The sequence below is a fragment of the Mesorhizobium sp. IMUNJ 23033 genome, from assembly GCF_044778005.1.
GTDB lineage: Bacteria > Pseudomonadota > Alphaproteobacteria > Rhizobiales > Rhizobiaceae > Mesorhizobium > Mesorhizobium amorphae_A.
In genome coordinates this window covers 322,345-338,833 of record NZ_JBJACT010000002.1, presented here as the reverse complement: position 1 = coordinate 338,833, position 16,489 = coordinate 322,345, and the positions used below count along the sequence as shown (strand labels likewise).

Annotated in this window: 21 protein-coding genes; 14 read left to right on the top strand and 7 right to left on the bottom strand. The window is 61.9% G+C overall.

All coding sequences use genetic code 11. The features are described from left to right. Nucleotides 1–346 precede the first annotated feature (346 nt). Nucleotides 347–1,045 (top strand): corrinoid protein, encoded by a 699-nt coding sequence (locus ACFX5Q_RS04915; protein ID WP_404275840.1) that lies wholly within the window; start codon nt 347–349, stop codon nt 1,043–1,045. 81 nt (nt 1,046–1,126) lie between these two features. Here ACFX5Q_RS04915 and ACFX5Q_RS04910 read toward each other — a convergent pair whose 3' ends face one another. Further along, entirely contained in the window at nt 1,127–1,267 is a 141-nt protein-coding gene (locus ACFX5Q_RS04910; protein WP_404275839.1) for an EncA/B family entericidin, read from the bottom strand. Nucleotides 1,268–1,331: 64 nt separating this feature from the next. Here ACFX5Q_RS04910 and ACFX5Q_RS04905 point away from each other — a divergent pair, with 64 nt between their 5' ends. The 10 genes from ACFX5Q_RS04905 to ACFX5Q_RS04860 all read left to right on the top strand — a co-directional run bounded on the left by ACFX5Q_RS04905 (nt 1,332) and on the right by ACFX5Q_RS04860 (nt 10,301). Further along, nucleotides 1,332–1,961: a DUF1638 domain-containing protein gene (locus ACFX5Q_RS04905; protein ID WP_404275837.1), complete on the top strand. Its 630-nt coding sequence runs from the start codon at nt 1,332–1,334 to the stop codon at nt 1,959–1,961. Between the two features lie 27 nt (nt 1,962–1,988). After that, the gene (locus ACFX5Q_RS04900; protein WP_404275836.1) at nt 1,989–2,567 is read left to right on the top strand and encodes a DUF4893 domain-containing protein; all 579 of its coding nucleotides are present in this window, start codon (nt 1,989–1,991) and stop codon (nt 2,565–2,567) included. Nucleotides 2,568–2,672: 105 nt separating this feature from the next. Next, a complete protein-coding gene (locus tag ACFX5Q_RS04895; RefSeq protein ID WP_404275834.1) occupies nt 2,673–3,455 on the top strand; it encodes a formyl transferase in 783 nt (260 codons plus the stop codon). Nucleotides 3,456–3,592: 137 nt separating this feature from the next. Continuing rightward, complete coding sequence (locus ACFX5Q_RS04890) at nt 3,593–3,895, top strand: virulence factor (protein ID WP_006203336.1); 303 nt, start codon at nt 3,593–3,595, stop codon at nt 3,893–3,895. Further along, nucleotides 3,888–4,484 carry a methylenetetrahydrofolate reductase C-terminal domain-containing protein gene (locus ACFX5Q_RS04885; RefSeq protein WP_404275832.1) on the top strand — a complete coding sequence of 199 codons (597 nt, stop codon included), beginning with the start codon at nt 3,888–3,890 and terminating at the stop codon, nt 4,482–4,484. The genes ACFX5Q_RS04890 and ACFX5Q_RS04885 overlap by 8 nt, the downstream gene beginning before the upstream one ends. Beyond that, nucleotides 4,481–5,572, top strand: a complete 1,092-nt coding sequence (locus ACFX5Q_RS04880; protein ID WP_192181032.1) for a methylenetetrahydrofolate reductase — start codon at nt 4,481–4,483, stop codon at nt 5,570–5,572. The genes ACFX5Q_RS04885 and ACFX5Q_RS04880 overlap by 4 nt, the downstream gene beginning before the upstream one ends. An 80-nt stretch (nt 5,573–5,652) precedes the next feature. After that, entirely contained in the window at nt 5,653–6,627 is a 975-nt protein-coding gene (locus tag ACFX5Q_RS04875) for a methyltetrahydrofolate cobalamin methyltransferase (protein WP_404275830.1), read from the top strand. Next, the gene (locus ACFX5Q_RS04870; protein WP_192181030.1) at nt 6,578–8,707 is read left to right on the top strand and encodes an ASKHA domain-containing protein; all 2,130 of its coding nucleotides are present in this window, start codon (nt 6,578–6,580) and stop codon (nt 8,705–8,707) included. Before ACFX5Q_RS04875 ends, ACFX5Q_RS04870 begins: the two co-directional genes overlap by 50 nt. Before the next feature lie 191 nt (nt 8,708–8,898). Then, nucleotides 8,899–9,078, top strand: a complete 180-nt coding sequence (locus ACFX5Q_RS04865) for a hypothetical protein (protein ID WP_404275828.1) — start codon at nt 8,899–8,901, stop codon at nt 9,076–9,078. A 245-nt stretch (nt 9,079–9,323) separates the two neighbouring features. Continuing rightward, entirely contained in the window at nt 9,324–10,301 is a 978-nt protein-coding gene (locus ACFX5Q_RS04860) for an alpha/beta hydrolase (protein ID WP_404275826.1), read from the top strand. Here ACFX5Q_RS04860 and ACFX5Q_RS04855 read toward each other — a convergent pair. Genes ACFX5Q_RS04855 through ACFX5Q_RS04845 form a run of 3 tightly spaced genes read right to left on the bottom strand, consistent with a single transcriptional unit; the run spans nt 10,220 to nt 11,679 of the window. Beyond that, nucleotides 10,220–10,558, bottom strand: coding sequence for a hypothetical protein (locus tag ACFX5Q_RS04855; RefSeq protein WP_404275825.1), 339 nt, complete (start codon nt 10,556–10,558; stop codon nt 10,220–10,222). The two genes, ACFX5Q_RS04860 and ACFX5Q_RS04855, sit on opposite strands and share 82 nt — an antisense overlap. An 11-nt stretch (nt 10,559–10,569) precedes the next feature. Further along, nucleotides 10,570–11,469, bottom strand: a complete 900-nt coding sequence (locus tag ACFX5Q_RS04850) for a LysR substrate-binding domain-containing protein (protein ID WP_192181027.1) — start codon at nt 11,467–11,469, stop codon at nt 10,570–10,572. A gap of 12 nt (nt 11,470–11,481) precedes the next feature. Then, nucleotides 11,482–11,679: a hypothetical protein gene (locus ACFX5Q_RS04845; protein WP_404275823.1), complete on the bottom strand. Its 198-nt coding sequence runs from the start codon at nt 11,677–11,679 to the stop codon at nt 11,482–11,484. Between ACFX5Q_RS04845 and ACFX5Q_RS04840 the strand changes: the two genes are divergently transcribed. The 3 genes from ACFX5Q_RS04840 to ACFX5Q_RS04830 all read left to right on the top strand — a co-directional run bounded on the left by ACFX5Q_RS04840 (nt 11,672) and on the right by ACFX5Q_RS04830 (nt 13,600). Beyond that, nucleotides 11,672–11,857, top strand: coding sequence for a hypothetical protein (locus tag ACFX5Q_RS04840; protein WP_404275821.1), 186 nt, complete (start codon nt 11,672–11,674; stop codon nt 11,855–11,857). The two genes, ACFX5Q_RS04845 and ACFX5Q_RS04840, sit on opposite strands and share 8 nt — an antisense overlap. Nucleotides 11,858–12,187: 330 nt before the next feature. Next, nucleotides 12,188–12,322: a hypothetical protein gene (locus tag ACFX5Q_RS04835; RefSeq protein WP_081482193.1), complete on the top strand. Its 135-nt coding sequence runs from the start codon at nt 12,188–12,190 to the stop codon at nt 12,320–12,322. 339 nt (nt 12,323–12,661) lie between these two features. After that, nucleotides 12,662–13,600, top strand: coding sequence for a GlxA family transcriptional regulator (locus ACFX5Q_RS04830; protein WP_404275851.1), 939 nt, complete (start codon nt 12,662–12,664; stop codon nt 13,598–13,600). A 53-nt stretch (nt 13,601–13,653) separates the two neighbouring features. Here the strand turns inward: ACFX5Q_RS04830 and ACFX5Q_RS04825 are convergent, their stop codons facing one another. From ACFX5Q_RS04825 to ACFX5Q_RS04815, 3 genes are all read right to left on the bottom strand, one after another. Then, nucleotides 13,654–14,001 (bottom strand): peptidase inhibitor family I36 protein, encoded by a 348-nt coding sequence (locus ACFX5Q_RS04825; RefSeq protein WP_192181024.1) that lies wholly within the window; start codon nt 13,999–14,001, stop codon nt 13,654–13,656. A 213-nt stretch (nt 14,002–14,214) separates the two neighbouring features. Next, nucleotides 14,215–15,060 carry a DUF1194 domain-containing protein gene (locus tag ACFX5Q_RS04820; RefSeq protein WP_404275819.1) on the bottom strand — a complete coding sequence of 282 codons (846 nt, stop codon included), beginning with the start codon at nt 15,058–15,060 and terminating at the stop codon, nt 14,215–14,217. Nucleotides 15,061–15,319: 259 nt separating this feature from the next. Beyond that, the gene (locus tag ACFX5Q_RS04815) at nt 15,320–16,243 is read right to left on the bottom strand and encodes a hypothetical protein (protein WP_404275817.1); all 924 of its coding nucleotides are present in this window, start codon (nt 16,241–16,243) and stop codon (nt 15,320–15,322) included. Nucleotides 16,244–16,489: the final 246 nt, after the last annotated feature.

The window sequence follows — 16,489 nt, the reverse complement described above, 5'->3', positions numbered from 1 at the left end:
GCTCCGCCGCTGGCGCCACGCCCGCGCCGCGCGTTTGACGCTTCCTGGTCGACTGCCGCGTGTTCGCTCATGGTGGTTCTTCCCTGAATCTGTTCTTGTCTGAAATCCGCTGCGGCCGCATCTTGCCGCTCCTGCCCGGATCGTAGCCATGCACCCTATTCGAAACGGCCAGCCAGCGCCAACGCCTGTCGCAAAATCGACAAGAATTCCAATAGATTTGCGGTCGCTTTCCTTTTGCGGGAAGTCGCAAATCAGCTATGGATACCCGCCCCTAGCGGGTTAGGTATGGACGCAAATATGTTGTGCCTTGCGACGCAGTCGCGATGCCGTGAGGAGCTGGATCAAAATGGCCGACGACGAGATCATCCTTTCCGAGCTTTCCGACGACGAGTTGGTGCAGCAGATGCACGACGACCTTTATGACGGGTTGAAGGAAGAGATCGAGGAAGGCACACAGATCCTGCTCGAGCGCGGCTGGGCACCCTACAAGGTGCTGACCGAGGCGCTGGTCGAAGGCATGCGCATCGTCGGCGAGGATTTTCGCGACGGCATCCTGTTCGTGCCGGAAGTGCTTTTGTCCGCCAACGCAATGAAGGCCGGCATGTTCATCCTGCGCCCGCTGCTTGCCGCCACCGGCGCGCCGAAGCAGGGCAAGATGGTGATCGGCACCGTTAAGGGCGACATCCACGACATCGGCAAGAACCTCGTCGGCATGATGATGGAGGGCGCCGGCTTCGACGTCATCGATCTCGGCATCAACAATGCGGTCGAAAAATACCTCGACGCCATCGAAAAGCATCAGCCCGACATCATCGGCATGTCGGCACTTTTGACCACGACCATGCCCTACATGAAGGTCGTCATCGACACGATGAAGGAAAAGGGCATCCGCGACGACTATGTCGTGCTGGTCGGCGGCGCGCCGCTCAACGAGGAATTCGGCAAGGCCGTCGGCGCCGATGCCTATTGCCGCGACGCGGCGGTGGCGGTCGAGACCGCCAAGGACTTCATGAAGCGCAAGCACAATGTGCGCGTTTCAGCCTGATCGGCAAATCCGGCACGGACATGGAGAAAGCCGCGCCTTGCAGCGCGGCTTTTTTGTTCCCAGATGATGGTGAGGCGTGGATCAGGGATTCTTGACCGTGTCCTCGACGGCATTGGCTGTCGATTTGACATCCTTGCCGACGCCACGGACTGTGTTCGCGCATGCCGTAAGGGCTAGCGCACAGGCAAGGACGGCAATCGGCGCGATGCGTAGCAGTTTCATGGACGGTGTCTCCCTCAACAGATAAATTAGCCCTAGAGCAACGAAGGCCAGTTCGACTGGTTCCATGGCCGAGATACAAAAAACGAAACCGAATCAAACGGACAGGCTGCTCGTCATCGCCTGCGGGATGATTGCGCGCGAAGTTTTGGCCGTCAAGCAACAGCTCAAACTGGATCATCTCGAATTGACCTGCCTGCCGGCGGAGTTTCATTTCTATCCGGACCGCATCCCGCCGGCGATGGACAAGGCCATCGAGAAGGCCAAGGCGGACGGTTACGAACACATCTTCGTCGGCTATGCCGATTGCGGCACCGGCGGCCTGCTCGACCGCATCTGCGAGAAGCACGGTGTCGAGCGCATGGCCGGCCCGCACTGCTTCGCCTTCTACCAGGGCATGGACGCCTATGCGAAGATCGCCGATGACGACATGATGTCGTTCTACATGACCGACTTCCTCTGCCGCCAGTTCGACGCCTTCTTCATGAAGCCGCTCGGGCTCGACAAGCACCCCGAGTTGATCAAGGACTATTTCGGCAATTATGAGAAGCTGGTCTATATCGCCCAGACCGACGATCCGGAGCTCGACAAGGTGGCCGAGAAGGCCGCGAAGATGCTCGGCCTTGCCTATGAGCGCCGCTCGACCGGCTATGGCGACCTGACGAAAGAGTTGGCAGAGGCCTCAGCAATCGCCTGAGACACTGACCAAGAGGGGAAAATTTCCATGTCTGTTCGGCCGTTGCTACTATCTCTGTGCCTGAGCGTCTGCGCTGTCCTGCCGGCTCACGCCGACGGCGAGGTGCAAAAACTGATCACCGCGGCCGACAAGGCGCGGCTGGACAAATATGGCGAGACGCGCAAGGCGGCCCTCGATGAGGCCAAGGCCGGCGACCCTACCGAGGCCAAGCAGCTCGACGCTCTGCTGGCAAAGCCGCTGGTGGCGTTTTCCGACAAGGACCTGACCGGCAACTGGAAGTGCCGCACTATCAAGGCCGGCGGGCTGAGCCCGCTCGTCATCTATGGCTGGTTCAAGTGCAAGGTGAGCGATGACGGCTCCGGCTGGCGGCTGGAAAAGGTAAGCGGCTCGCAGCGCACCAAGGGCCGCTTCTTCGACGACGGCGAAAAGCGCGCCATCTATCTCGGCTCCTTCACCGTCAACGAGGATCTGGCGAAGCCTTACGGCAGCGGTCCGAAGAGCGACCAGGTCGGCTATGCCTTCCGCAACAGCGCCAGCGAATGGCGCATCGAATTCCCGGCGCCCTATTACGAATCCAAGCTCGACATCATGGAATTCAAGCGTTGATCGGCGACGCAACCCCGTGGCGGGTGGGCAATCACCAAGGATTAACCCGGACAGCCTAGCATCCGGCCTGCCGATAGCAGGTCATCCCCAGGCACGTCGAAAACCATGGAACCGTCGAAAGCAAACCTACGGCCGATCGTCGTCGTCACCGAAGGCGGGCCGCATATCTGGGCCATCATAAACGCCATAGCCGACCGGCATGGCCCTGTCAGCGTCGTCCTCGAAACACCTGAACCCAAAAAGCAATTGCTGCTTGGACGCGCCCGCCGCCAAGGCTGGATCTCGGCCGTAGGTCAACTCGGCACGATGGTGCTGACCCGGCTCGGCAAGCGTTTTTTCGCCAGCCATGCGGCGCGATTGATTGCCGACCAGAAGCTTCAGACCGAGCCGAAGCCCGGCAAGAAGATCATCAACGTTCCGTCGGCAAACGCGCCGGAATGCCTGCAGGCGATCACGGACCTCCAGCCGGGTGTGGTGCTGCTTGCCGGCTGCCGCCTGTTGTCCAGGCAGACGCTGGCGAAGATGCCTTGCCCGGTGCTCAACTATCATGCCGGCATCGCCCCGAAATATCGCGGCATGAATGGCGGCTACTGGGCCCTTGCCTCAGGCGACGCGCAGAACTTCGGCACGACCGTGCATCTGGTCGACGCCGGCGTCGACACCGGCGGCGTGCTGAAACAGGCGCGCGGCAGGCCCGAGCCGGGCGACACCATTTCGAGCTATGTGCTGCGTCAGGCGGCGTTCTCGCGCGACATCTGCGTCGAGGCGGTCAGCGACGCGCTGGCGGGGAAACTTGCCACGTCAGATCCGGATCTGCCTTCGAAACAATGGTACCATCCGACGATCTGGTTCTATCTTTGGACCGGCGTGACCAAGCGGGTCTGGTAGCCACATCACTCCCAAGAATTTCGCCTTTCCACTGCAGCAATCAATAGCGTCGCTTTTGAATGCGCGCGCGTCGTCCCATAACAAGCAGCCCCCATGCGCATGCGGCAATGCTCGATGCTTAGAGGAGTGAGAATTTCATGGCCGATCTGATCGTCGTGTACTGGCGCGACATCCCCGCCCAGGTCATCGTCAAGAAGGGCCGGCAGAACGCCAAGCGCGAGCTGCCGCTGCGTTTCACCGAGGCGATCGACATGTGCGCCATGCGCACCGGCGCCGGCGGCACCGATGATTATCTCGCCGAATGGCGCAAGGCCGATCCGGTTCCGGTCGGCGACGATCTCGAAGCCGAGGTCGAAAAGGCTTTTCAGGAGCTCGATGCGAAATATGACCGCGAGCGGCTGGTCGCTCTGGTCAAGGCGGGCGGGAAAGAACATGTCTGAGCCTCAACCGGCGGTTACCCAGGCCACTTTGGTCAAGAAGGCAGCGCCGAAGTCCGACTACAAGCCGGCCGACGTATCGCCGCAGCGGCGCGTGCAGCGCTCGTTCGCGGTGCGGCTGTGGTCGATCCGCCATTCACGCCTGCTCGAATGGTTCTATTCCCGCTTCGCCGACATGTTCCTGCTGCTGCATCCGCTGTGGAAGGGCCTCGGCTACGGCCGCGTCGAAGCCCCGATCAAATTCGTCGAAAAACGCGTCAAGGGTTTCATGTTCGACTGCCGCATGTGCGGGCAGTGCGTATTGTCCTCGACCGGCATGTCGTGCCCGATGAACTGCCCCAAGCAGTTGCGCAACGGCCCGTGCGGCGGCGTGCGCGCCAACGGCAATTGCGAGGTCGAGCCCGATATGCCCTGCGTCTGGGTCAAGGCCTGGGAAGGCTCGCAGAACATGGTGCATGGCGACAAGATCCTCGACGTGCAAAAGCCCGTCGACCAGTCGCTGCGCGAAACCTCCGCTTGGCTGCGGGTGACCGCACAGGCAGCCGCCGCGCGTGAAGCCGCCCAGGCACCTAAGACCGGAGCCTCGGCATGATCGCCCGCCAGCTCGACGAGAACCCCGCCGGCATCCACCTGCCGCTCGATCCCCTGCCCGGCCACTCTTCGCGCGGCCGGCTGGAGCGCGTGCTGCGGCGCGGCGAATTCGCGGTGACGACCGAGCTCAACCCGCCCGACAGCGCCGATCCGGAAGACGTCTACAACCGCGCGAAAATCTTCGACGGCTGGGTCGACGCCATCAATGCCGTCGATGCCTCCGGCGCCAACTGCCACATGTCCTCGGTCGGCATCTGCGCGCTGTTGACCCGCATGGGCTATGCCCCGATCATGCAGATCGCCTGTCGAGACAAGAACCGCATCGCCATCCAGGGCGACGTGCTGGGTGGTGCTGCGATGGGCGTCGCCAACATGTTGTGCCTCACCGGCGACGGTGTGCAAGCGGGCGACCAGCCCGGCGCCAAGCCGGTGTTCGACCTCGATTCCATGTCGCTGCTCGAGACCTGCCGCATCATGCGCGACAACGGCAAGTTCCTGTCTGGCCGTAAGCTGACGACGCCGCCGCAGATCTTCCTCGGCGCCGCCGTCAATCCGTTCGCGCCGCCCTTCGACTTCCGCCCCATCCATCTCGGCAAGAAGATCGCCGCCGGGGCGCAGTTCGTGCAGACGCAGTATTGCTTCGACGTGCCGATGTTCAAAACCTTCATGCAGAAGGCGCGCGATCTCGGCCACACCGAAAAGGTATTCATCCTGTGCGGCGTCGGCCCGCTGGCGTCGGCCAAGACGGCCAAATGGATCCGCAACAACGTACCGGGCATCCATATCCCCGACGCGATCATCAAGCGGCTGGAAGGGGCCCAGGACCAGAAAAAGGAAGGCAAGCAGCTCTGCATCGACATCATCAACGAGGTGAAGGAAATCCCCGGCATATCCGGCGTCCATGTGATGGCCTACCGCCAGGAGGAATATGTCGCCGAGATCGTCGATGAATCGGGTGTGCTCAAGGGCCGCCAGCCATGGAAGCGCGAAATCCGTCGCGACGACCAGATGGTCGCCGACCGGCTCGGCCACATACTGCACGACGAAATTACCGAAACCCAGGTGGATATGGTGAAGACCGCGCATTGACGGCGCCAACGGTCACCATTCGCTTGAACGAAATCAGATAACGATATAAAGAACTCTTTATATCACGACGGAGAGATTTCATGACCCGCACCATCGTCGCCTCGGCGACACGAGAAATCATCATCGGCTTCGACCAGCCCTTCTGCGTGATCGGCGAACGCATCAACCCGACCGGCCGCAAGAAGCTGGCCGCCGAGATGGTGGCCGGCAATTTCGAAACCGTCATTAAGGACGCGCTGGAACAGGCCGCCTGCGGCGCCACGATGCTCGACGTCAATGCCGGCGTCACCGCCGTCGACCCCAATGCCACCGAGCCGGCGCTTCTGGTGCAGACGCTGGAGATCGTGCAAGGCCTGGTCGACCTGCCGCTGTCGATCGACTCTTCGGTCACCGCCGCCATCGAAGCGGCGCTCAAGGTCGCCAAGGGTCGGCCGCTGGTCAATTCCGTCACCGGCGAGGAAGAGAAGCTCGAAGCCATCCTGCCGCTGGTCAAGAAGTACAACGTCCCGGTCGTCGCCATCTCCAATGACGAGACCGGCATCTCGATGGACCCGGACGTGCGCTTCGCCGTCGCCAAGAAGATCGTGCAGCGCTGTGCCGATTTCGGCATTCCGGCGCATGACGTCGTCGTCGATCCGCTGGTGATGCCGATCGGCGCGCTGGGCGATGCCGGCCGCCAGGTGTTCGCGCTGCTGCGTCGGCTCCGCGAAGAGCTCAAGGTCAACACCACCTGCGGCCTCTCCAACATCTCCTTCGGCCTGCCGCACCGCCACGGCATCAATGCCTCCTTCATCCCGATGGTGATCGGCGCCGGCATGACCTCGGCGATCATGAACCCGGTGCGCCCGCAGGAAATGGAAGCCGTGCGCGGCGCCAATGTGCTCAACGGCACCGACGAGAACTGCACCAACTGGATCAGGACCTACAAGGACTACAAGCCGGCCGAAGGCGGCCAGGCGGTCGCAGCGCCCACCGCGGTCAACGCTCCGGGCGAAGGCGGCGGCAATGGCGGCCGCCGGCGCGGCGGACGTGAAGCCCGCATGGCCAGGGGATAAGCGCGCAATCGTGAACTCGCCTGCCAACATCACCGATCCGCTCGTGCTGTTCATGCCGTCGGGCAAGCGCGGGCGGTTTCCGGTCGGCACGCCGGTGCTCGATGCCGCGCGCCAGCTCGGCGTCTATGTCGAGAGCGTGTGCGGCGGTCGCGCCACGTGCGGTCGCTGCCAGATCGAGGTGCAGGAAGGCAATTTCGCCAAGCACAAGATCACCTCCTCCAACGACCACATCTCGCCCAAGGGCGCCAAGGAAGAGCGCTATGAGCGCGTCCGCGGCCTGCCCGAACGGCGCCGCCTGTCCTGCTCGGCGCAGATCCTCGGTGACCTCGTCATCGACGTGCCGCAGGACACGGTCATCAACGCGCAGACCATCCGCAAGGACGCCGACACCAGGGTCATCGCCCGCGATTCGGCGATCCGCATGTGCTATGTCGAGATCGAAGAGCCCGACATGCACAAGCCGCTCGGCGATCTCGACCGCCTCAAGATCGCTTTGATGAAGGACTGGAACCTCAAGAGCCTGGACTTCGATTTCTATCTGCTGCCTCAGGTGCAGGGCATTTTGCGCAAGGGCAACTGGACTGCGACGGCCGCCATCCACAAGGATGCCGACTCGGAGACCGCGCGTGTCATCGCGCTATGGCCCGGCCTCAAGAACGAGGCCTATGGGCTCGCCTGCGATATCGGCTCGACCACGATTGCCATGCATCTCGTGTCGCTGCTGTCGGGCCGCGTCGCCGCCTCGTCGGGCACCTCCAATCCGCAGATCCGCTTCGGCGAGGATCTGATGAGCCGCGTCTCCTATGTGATGATGAACCCGGACGGCCGCGAGGGCATGACGGTCGCCGTGCGCGAGGCGGTGTCCGGCCTTGTCGACAAGGTCTGCGCCGAAGGCAATGTGCAGCGCGGCGACATCCTGGATTCTGTCTTCGTCGGCAATCCGATCATGCACCATCTGTTCCTCGGCATCGATCCGACCGAACTCGGTGGCGCGCCGTTTGCGCTCGCCGTCTCCGGCGCGGTGCGCATCAAGGCGTCGGATATCGGCCTGAAGCTCAATCAGGGCGCGCGTCTCTACATGCTACCCTGCATCGCCGGCCATGTCGGCGCCGACGCAGCCGCGGTGACGCTGTCGGAAGGCCCGCACCGCCAGGACGAGATGATGCTGATCGTCGATGTCGGCACCAATGCCGAAATCGTGCTCGGCAACAGGACACGCGTGGTGGCGGCCTCCTCGCCTACCGGCCCGGCCTTCGAGGGCGCGGAAATCTCCGGCGGCCAGCGCGCCGCGCCCGGCGCTATCGAGCGCGTGCGCATCGATCCCGACACGCTGGAGCCGAAATACCGCGTCATCGGCTCGGAACTGTGGTCCGACGAGCCGGGCTTCCTCGACAGCGTGCAGGCGACCGGCGTGACCGGCATCTGCGGCTCCGGCATCATCGAAGTGGTCGCCGAGATGTATCTCGCCGGCATCATCTCCGAGGACGGCGTCCTCGACGGGTCGCTGAGTGCGCGCTCGCCGCGTGTCGTTGCCAATGGCCGCACCTTCTCCTACGTGCTGAAGGAAGGCGAACCCAAGATCACCATCACCCAGACCGACGTGCGCGCCATCCAGCTTGCCAAGGCGGCACTCTATGCCGGCACCAAGCTGTTGATGGAAAAGCAGAACGCCGACCATGTCGACCGCATCCATTTCGCCGGCGCCTTCGGCTCCTTCATCGATCCGAAATACGCCATGGTGCTGGGCCTGATTCCCGATTGCGACCTCGACAAGGTCTCGGCCGTCGGCAACGCCGCCGGCGCCGGTGCGCGCATGGCATTGCTCAATCGCGGCTATCGCCGCGAGATCGAGGAAACGGTGAGCCGCATCGAGAAGATCGAGACCGCGCTGGAGCCGAAATTCCAGGAGCATTTCGTCTACGCCATGGCGCTCCCGAACAAGGTCGACCCGTTCCCGAAACTGTCGGCGGCGGTCAAACTGCCGCCCAGGAAAACCGTCAGCGAGGACGGCATTGCCGGCGACGCCACGCCGCGCCGGCGTTCGCGCGAAGGCCACGCGGCCCGGCGCGGCCGGGAATAAGCCGGCTGCCTGCAGCCGGCAGGCCCGCGCAATTTCATTTGTATGCGAATGTTTCCAGATCAGCAGGATCTGAAACAAACCCCCCGTTTTCGCGAAATCCCTCCGATACATGCACGGCGCATTTAACCGGGCATCGAACGGCAGCCAGGAAATGTTCCGGCCGCCGCAACCCTGGAGGAACCAGCATGTCGATGTTCGATAGCTTCGGCCGCTATGGCGCGGCCCTCAAGCATGCGCATAACAGGAACAAGGCGATCCGGGCCCTGAACAGCCTGCCTTCCGAAATCCAGAAGGACATTGGCTGGCCGGTGTCGCCGCGCAATGATCCGCAGGCCACCCTGTCGGCTCTGCTCCTGGGTTCGGCGCGCTGATGACCTTCGCCGACAAATGCAAATTGCTCGGCACCCGCCGGGGCCGTTCCGCGGCCTCGGCGGCCAGCAACAACAAGCTGCGCGCCGCGCTGCTGCCGCGGCGCTGAGCCTTGCCGCGGATCGCCGGCAGGATCACACCACCGTGTTGTTCCCGGCGCAAATCTTGACATTTTTCGCGCAGATACGATCTTCGGAAGAGTAGGGGATTTCTCTTAGTCGGCTCCGGCCGAAGTTCGCGTATCCGCATGCCCAGTTTCAAAAGCCACGTCGTTTCCTTTGTCCTCAGGCATAGCCGCAAAAAGGCTTTTTCCAGCCCGGAAAACCTGCAGCGCTGGATCGCCTATGCGCGCAAGACCGAGGACTATCATCCGCCGGCGTCGCTGCGCCACCGCCTCGACATTGCCGAACGCAGCGTCAATGGCTTCCCCGTCTATGACATCGCGCCCAAGGCTGGCGAGCACAAGCGGATCCTCTATCTGCATGGCGGCGCCTATGTCTTCCAGATCACCTCCTATCATTGGGGGCTGATCGCCGAGATGGCCGAGCGGCTGGGCTATGGCATCACCGTGCCGATCTACCCCATCGCGCCCGAACACGATTTCCACGCCATGTTCGGCATGGTGAGCGAAGTTTACCGCCAGATGCTCGACGAGACGGAAGAAGACATCGTCTTCATGGGCGATTCCGCCGGCGGCAACATGGCCGTGGTGCTGACCATGATGGCCGCGGAACATGGCCTTGCTCTCCCGTCACGCCATGTGCTGATCTCACCCGGGCTCGACATGTCGCTCTCCAACCCCGAAGTGTTCGAGGCCGAGCGCAATGATCCCTGGCTCGGCATTTCGGGGGGGATGGAGGCCGTCCGGCTCTATAGCGCCGGCTTTGATCGCAGCGATTGGCATATCAGCCCGCTTTACGGCGACCTCTCGGTCTTGCCGAAAACGCTGCTCCTGACCGGCTCGCACGACCTGCTCAGCCCCGACAATTTGATTTTCGCCGAGAAGGCACGTGCCGCCGGCGTCGACGTCGAGGTCGTCTACGAGGAAGGCATGTTCCACGTCTGGCCGCTGATCGAGATGCCCGAAGCGCGGCGGGCGCGCGAACGTATCGTCGCTTTTCTAAACAGCGACAGAACCACCGGTCAGGGCAAGAGCGAAGCGATCACCTGGTCAGTCAAAGCTTCATCAAGCAATCCATTCAAGACCGGATTGGCCAGCACGTAGATCGCTTCCAGTATTTCTTCATCTCGTTCTGGCTGGTAGTCGATGTCTTCCCTGCATTCGATCAGGTCCGCCCATGCCTCCACGTCCGCGGCAGTGAGTTCTCCTGCCTGGAACCGTCGGAGCACACTCAAAATATGATCGGTGGTCAGGACGACCTCTGGCGTCTCGGACCAACCCACGTCGCCTACGATTGCGACCAGAACATCAATCGGCTTGCCGAACGTGATAAGATCGCTAAGCACTGAATCACGGTTCATGTCCTGGCTCGTCAGAACTTGCCGGTTTCCCTGAACACTTCGAAAGTCGCTCGGATGTGGTCGGCGACGGCCTTCACCGGGGCGCTGGCATCCGGTGCCACCACCATGGCGAGATTGTAGGTGCCGATATCGGGCATGCCGTCCTTCGGGCAGAGCTCGACCATGTCGTTGCCGAGGAAGGATTTCGGCAGCGGCGCCACCGCCAGGTCGGACATGATGGCGGCGCGCTGGCCGGCCGTGTGCGCGCTCATATAGGCGATGCGATAGTTGCGGCCCTCGCGGCCGAGCGCCTCGAGCGCCCCTGCCCGCCAGGCGCAGCCCTCCTCCCACAGCGAAACCGGCAGTGGCTCGCGCAGATGCGCGCAGCCGCCCTTGGCACCGGCCCAGACGATCGGTTCGGTGAGCAGGACCTCGGCGCCGAGCGCACTGGTCTTGTAGGAGTTGGTGAGCAGCGTGATGTCGAGCGCGCGGTCATCCATGCGCCGGCGCAAATTGACGCTCTGGTCGATGGTCACGTCGACCGCGATCGACGGATGCGACTGCGCGAAACGCTTCAGAACATGTGGCAGCACGCGCTCGCCATAATCGTCCGGCGATCCCAGCCGCACCACGCCGACAATGTCTGGGATGATGAACTTCGACACTATCTCGCGGTTGATCGACAGCAGCCGGCGCGCATAGCCGAGCAGCATCTCGCCATCCGTGGTCAGCGTCACCGAACGCGCGTCGCGCGCGAATACGGAGCGGCCGAGGATGTCCTCGAGCTTCTTGATCTGCATGGAGACGGCCGACGGCGTGCGGAACACCGCATTGGCGGCCGTGGTGAAGCTGCCCGTCTCGGCAATAGCCACGAACGTGCGCAGGACATCGAGATCGAGCAGCGGCAGTGGATGATTGAGTGGGGCGTTCATCGGGATCGACCTTCAATTTTTCTGATGTGAACGATCATTCCATTTCGTTTGATTGAACATCACTTTGGGAGGATAGTCAACTCCATCGAAGCAGCAGGCATCGAAAGCGGTCACGAAACGACCACCACGCAGACCTGCAATCGACATGAAATGAAGTTGAAACATGCCGGCCCGTCCGGCCCCCAACATGAAGGAGAATGAAATGTCCATCCTGTCATCCATTGGTCGCTACGCGACCGAATTCAGCGCAGCCCGCGCCCGCTACCAGACCGAACGCGCAATCCATTCGCTGCCGATCGAACTGCAGAAGGACATCGGCTGGCCCGAAGCCGCCGATACCAGAACCGGTTCGCGCCTCGGTGTCGGATCCTGGGCTGGAGCAAAGTAAATCGTGTGTATCAAAGTCTGAAGGCCTGCCGCGCAGATCCGGCAGGCCTTTTTATTTGCATTCAAACGATTTCTGCAGCCATGTCGCCGTTGCATGACGCATATGAGCCGCTTGCATAACAGCCCAGTTTTCGAATTAACGCATTGTAAGTAATCGTAAATTCTGGGCAGTTTGCCCAACAATGTCGCAATCCGTGTCGCTTTTCATATCAAGTGCTTCGCATTTGCGATTTAGTTTTTGCTCACACAAGCCTATATCACCGCCAGCAAACGAGCTGCCCCACTCCATCAAGCGAAGGCGACCCGTCTGAGCAACCGAATGGAGATGAACATGAAGCTTTTTGCCCGCCTCTTCGCCCGCCGCGAGATGAACCTGACGACCGCTCTCGAGCGCCAGCGCCTTGCCAAGACCATGCCTGGCCAGACCGGCGCCATGAATGCGGCGCGCCTCGGCTTCGTCGCCTGAGATACCGACTTCAAGCGCAGCGGTCCCTGCCGCTGCTTCGAGGTTGACGCCGCTTCGGTCTTGCCGGGGCGGCGTTCTATTTCGGCCAGTCGGTTCGGCAATTGCCCGATCCGCTGGCACGGCCTGCCTGTCGCGCAAGACAATTGCCCATTTGCGACCCATGTCGCAAATTTAGTTGCCGCGAAGCCTTCTACCCGATTGACAGGAATGGTTTTTCCTGATGACGCTATGCTGTTCGCGACATCCTGTTCGCGTCATGGCCGCGTGAGGTTTCCCGTGAATGCCGTAAAGCATCCGATCAGAAGATCGTTTGTATTCTTCCTTGTTCCCGATTTCACCATGATCGCCTTTGCGACGGCGCTCGACCCGCTGCGGTCGGCCAACCGGATGCTTGGCTACGAGGCCTATCGCTGGCGCCTGGCCAGTATCGACGGCAAGCCGGTGCGCGCCTCGAACGGCGTCGAATGCGCCGTCAACACCTCGCTTGAGGAAGAGCGCAAGAAGATGGCCGGGCCGGACCGGCCCAACATGGCCATCGTCTGCAGCGGCACCAATGTCGAGCGCTATCAGAACAAGTCGGCCTTTGCCTGGCTGCGCGAGGAGTACAATCGCGGCGTCGCCGTCGGTGGGCTCTGCACCGGCGCGTACATCCTGGCCGCCGCCGGGCTGCTGTCGAACAAGCGCTGCGCCATCCATTGGGAGAACCTGCCCGGCTTTTCCGAGGCCTTCCCCAAGGCCAACGTCTTTGCCGACCTTTTCGAGATCGACCAGAACATCTACACCTGCGCCGGTGGCACCGCCGCCCTCGACATGATGCTGAAGCTGATCGGCGACGACTTCGACGAAAGTCTCGTCAACCGGGTGTGCGAGCAGGTGCTGACCGACCGCGTGCGCAGCCCGACCGACCGCCAGCGCCTGCCGCTGCGCGCCCGCCTCGGCGTGCAGAACTCCAAGGTGCTGACCATCATCGAACTGATGGAAGCAAACCTGTCCGAGCCGCTGTCGCTAATCGAGATCGCCGACCATGTCGACCTGTCGCGCCGGCAGATCGAGCGCCTGTTCCGCACCGAAATGGGCCGTTCGCCGGCCCGCTACTATCTGGAGATCCGCCTCGACCGAGCCCGCCACCTGTTGATCCAGTCGTCGCTGCCGGTGGTCGAAGTCGCGGTCGCATGCGGCTTCGTGTCGGCGTCGCACTTCTCCAAATGCTACCGCGAACTCTATGCCCGCTCGCCGCAACAGGAGCGCGTCGACCGCAAGCAATTGCTGGCGGCCTAGAGCACTGCTCTAGCCCTGTCAGACCTTGGTCAATTCAGGTGCAGCGGCCTGCCTCAATACCGGTCGTCGCAATAACACTCGGCGGACGAGATGCGGTCGTTCCAGCCGCTGCCACCGAAATCGCGGACCCGGCGATTGAGCTCGATCGACTCGCCCCGCATCCTCGAATGCTCATAGGCGACGAACGTGCAGCCGCGGCGCACGATCACCGACGATGCGCGGTCGTTCCAAAACTGGCCGCCGCGAAAACTCACCGAGTCATTGGACCCCATCTCAATCGCGCGGCCGCGAAAATTTGCATGCTCGAACATGACGCAGCCGGTCTCACCCTCATATTGGGCGCTGGCGGTGCCGGCACAAAGCACCGAGGCAATAGCCGTCAGGATGACAAGTTTCTTCATAAGCATTCTTCTCCTCAACCGCATTTGCCGCAAGCCGCTTGATCTCGCCCGGCGCATGCGAGTTTGCCATTGCGCAGGCCAAACAGGCAACCCACCGCATCAGCCAAGAACGGAAACATGCGCAGATTGAGCGTATCCGCTCTGCGCGCTCTATCTCTTTGTTTTGACGCAATTCCGGACGGAAAACCGTTTCACACTTTTCCTGGAATTGCTCTATCGGGCGTCGAACATCCAGCTGCGGTCGCGCCACATCTTCTCACCCACCTGGCAATCGGCGACTTGTATGTCCTGCACCAAGACAACAGGCGGATGATCAGCCTCTTCCGCCCATTGCGGCGAGGCCGGGCCGGCAAGTTCCAGCACCAGCTTGCGGCGGATCGCTTCGGGAAACTGCGTCCAGTCATTAACCGGGATCATGAAAGCGCCAGGGCCGCCGATGACACAATCGCTGTAATAGCGATCGAGATTGTTGACGTCATAGGCACCGCTGAAGCCGCCTCGCGTCATCAGCGGCAGCCCGTTGATGGTGATGCCTTGCCTGACCACCTGGTCGCGGATGAAATTGACCGGCGCGCCCTGATTGTTGGGACCGTCACCGGAAATGTCGATGACGCGCTTGACGCCCTGGAAGCCGCTTTCCGCGAAAAGGTCGCTGCCGAACTGCAGCGCGCCGGAAATCGATGTACGCCGTGCGCTGCCCGGCGGATGAGCGGAAAGCTGCGCGGCCACCCGCTCGGCGTCAGCACGACTGGCGATCACCGTCCATGGCACGACGACCTGCTGCCAGGTGGCGCCGGCCCATTCGACATAGGTGACGGCGATCTTGCCATAGGCGCCGTCGGCAATGGCCTTCAGAACACTGTCATGCGTCAACGCCGCCGAATAGCCGTGGCGCTGGATTTCGAGTTCGTCCGGCGACATCGACAGCGAAACATCGACGGCCAGCACAAGCTCGATGTCGACGGGTTCCGCTGCGAGGGTTCGCGAGGTCAGGCTGAGCAACAGCGCCAATGCGGCGGCGCTAGGGAGAAAATACCCTGCATGACCAGAGGCGGACATGACGCAACGGTAAGCGAGAATCGTTGCGCTACAAAGCGAAAACGCCCGACCGAGGCTCGGTCTTGCCCAGGTAACTGCCCCTTCTCCCGATGAGAACCCGCTGGAAGCCCCTACTTCGCGACGTTCTTCTGTTCGGCCGCGCGCGCAACCTTGAACGTAGTGACGGGAACGGAATCCGGCTGCGGCGCGGCATCCTGCGGGACAGCCGCTTTCGCAGTCGCGACCCCGTTGGGAGTAACGATTTCGGCGATCCGGCGGCTCACACGCGGGATGCGGTCAGCGACGACACCGCTTGCGCCCAGAACGGCGCTCCCAATCCAACCAGAAGCCCGCCGACCAGCAGCCAGAAGGCGTTCGCGATCGAGGGCAAGGTCCAGTTGGTGCCGAAGGCGCCAAATGAACAATCCACGGTGACGGCACCCAAAGCGCAGGACTTCAATGCGGGATTGACTTCCCAACCCACCGGCGCGCCGAGGGTCCTTAGCTCCTTGGTCTGGTTTTCAGCTTCCGTCAGTTTTTCCTGCAGCGCGGCAATCGCGCCTTTCAGGTCTTCCGTGCTTCCGGCGCCGGTCTCCGGCTTGGCCGCGGCAGCGGTGTTCAACTTCTCCATCAGCACGGCGTATTGGGCGTGAACGTCCGCGGCCTTTTCGGCAACGGTCCCGGCGATTTCAGGATTCTTGAGAAAAGCGACGGCAAGCTTGTTAGGGTGAACGTAGAATGTCCAGGCCACGAAGAACGCGACGCAGACCGAAAACAGGCGCGCCCGGCTTTCGAAATACAGGCTGACTTCCTTGCCGAATGCCTCGTATTTCTGCGAAACATCCATGACCACTTCGTCGGTCAGAACGTCGGCTGCGCCTACGAGCCGGCTGGAGGCGAGCTTTTGCGTAAACACCTCCACCGGAATGTCGGTGACCACGGCCCAATCGACAAACCAGCGCAGAAATCCGCTGATCCATCCGGTTGATGGATCGCCCTTCTCGGTGGTCGCCCGGTTTTCCATGATCAGCGCGGCGAATTGCTGCGGTGTCAGCAACTCCTTCGCATCCCCCTCCGACTTAGTAAGCTTTGGCAAGATGACGCGCGAATAGAGATTTCCGAGCATGAGCTGCATGCCCTTGGCTCGCAGCCCAAAGATGCGATGGATCATTTCCACCAGTGTCGACACGACGATCGCAAACATAAGCATCGTCGTGGCGAACGCCAGCAACGCGGTTAGCCACTGCATGATTGTACCCCCCCGGGCAAAATATCCGCAGCTCCAGAAGAGCGGGTCAATGTAAAATAATACTCTTTATTTTAGAGAAAACAACGGGCCGCAAGTCGAGCAGCAAATTCGACATGGGTCTTCCGGCGGGAGCATCGTGCAAAAGCAAAAGATGGCGCCTGGCCGGGCTCCTGCATTGTCATTCCTTGCTCGTCTGGGCCT

Excerpts from the sequence above, each read along its gene's own strand:
- ACFX5Q_RS04915 (WP_404275840.1), top strand. The coding sequence starts at position 347 with ATGGCCGACGACGAGATCATCCTTTCCGAGCTTTCCGACGACGAGTTG.
- ACFX5Q_RS04910 (WP_404275839.1), bottom strand. The coding sequence starts at position 1,267 with ATGAAACTGCTACGCATCGCGCCGATTGCCGTCCTTGCCTGTGCGCTA.
- ACFX5Q_RS04905 (WP_404275837.1), top strand. The coding sequence starts at position 1,332 with ATGGCCGAGATACAAAAAACGAAACCGAATCAAACGGACAGGCTGCTC.
- ACFX5Q_RS04900 (WP_404275836.1), top strand. The coding sequence starts at position 1,989 with ATGTCTGTTCGGCCGTTGCTACTATCTCTGTGCCTGAGCGTCTGCGCT.
- ACFX5Q_RS04895 (WP_404275834.1), top strand. The coding sequence starts at position 2,673 with ATGGAACCGTCGAAAGCAAACCTACGGCCGATCGTCGTCGTCACCGAA.
- ACFX5Q_RS04890 (WP_006203336.1), top strand. The coding sequence starts at position 3,593 with ATGGCCGATCTGATCGTCGTGTACTGGCGCGACATCCCCGCCCAGGTC.
- ACFX5Q_RS04885 (WP_404275832.1), top strand. The coding sequence starts at position 3,888 with ATGTCTGAGCCTCAACCGGCGGTTACCCAGGCCACTTTGGTCAAGAAG.
- ACFX5Q_RS04880 (WP_192181032.1), top strand. The coding sequence starts at position 4,481 with ATGATCGCCCGCCAGCTCGACGAGAACCCCGCCGGCATCCACCTGCCG.
- ACFX5Q_RS04875 (WP_404275830.1), top strand. The coding sequence starts at position 5,653 with ATGACCCGCACCATCGTCGCCTCGGCGACACGAGAAATCATCATCGGC.
- ACFX5Q_RS04870 (WP_192181030.1), top strand. The coding sequence starts at position 6,578 with ATGGCGGCCGCCGGCGCGGCGGACGTGAAGCCCGCATGGCCAGGGGAT.
- ACFX5Q_RS04865 (WP_404275828.1), top strand. The coding sequence starts at position 8,899 with ATGTTCGATAGCTTCGGCCGCTATGGCGCGGCCCTCAAGCATGCGCAT.
- ACFX5Q_RS04860 (WP_404275826.1), top strand. The coding sequence starts at position 9,324 with ATGCCCAGTTTCAAAAGCCACGTCGTTTCCTTTGTCCTCAGGCATAGC.
- ACFX5Q_RS04855 (WP_404275825.1), bottom strand. The coding sequence starts at position 10,558 with ATGAACCGTGATTCAGTGCTTAGCGATCTTATCACGTTCGGCAAGCCG.
- ACFX5Q_RS04850 (WP_192181027.1), bottom strand. The coding sequence starts at position 11,469 with ATGAACGCCCCACTCAATCATCCACTGCCGCTGCTCGATCTCGATGTC.
- ACFX5Q_RS04840 (WP_404275821.1), top strand. The coding sequence starts at position 11,672 with ATGTCCATCCTGTCATCCATTGGTCGCTACGCGACCGAATTCAGCGCA.
- ACFX5Q_RS04845 (WP_404275823.1), bottom strand. The coding sequence starts at position 11,679 with ATGGACATTTCATTCTCCTTCATGTTGGGGGCCGGACGGGCCGGCATG.
- ACFX5Q_RS04835 (WP_081482193.1), top strand. The coding sequence starts at position 12,188 with ATGAAGCTTTTTGCCCGCCTCTTCGCCCGCCGCGAGATGAACCTGACG.
- ACFX5Q_RS04830 (WP_404275851.1), top strand. The coding sequence starts at position 12,662 with ATGATCGCCTTTGCGACGGCGCTCGACCCGCTGCGGTCGGCCAACCGG.
- ACFX5Q_RS04825 (WP_192181024.1), bottom strand. The coding sequence starts at position 14,001 with ATGAAGAAACTTGTCATCCTGACGGCTATTGCCTCGGTGCTTTGTGCC.
- ACFX5Q_RS04820 (WP_404275819.1), bottom strand. The coding sequence starts at position 15,060 with ATGTCCGCCTCTGGTCATGCAGGGTATTTTCTCCCTAGCGCCGCCGCA.
- ACFX5Q_RS04815 (WP_404275817.1), bottom strand. The coding sequence starts at position 16,243 with ATGTTTGCGATCGTCGTGTCGACACTGGTGGAAATGATCCATCGCATC.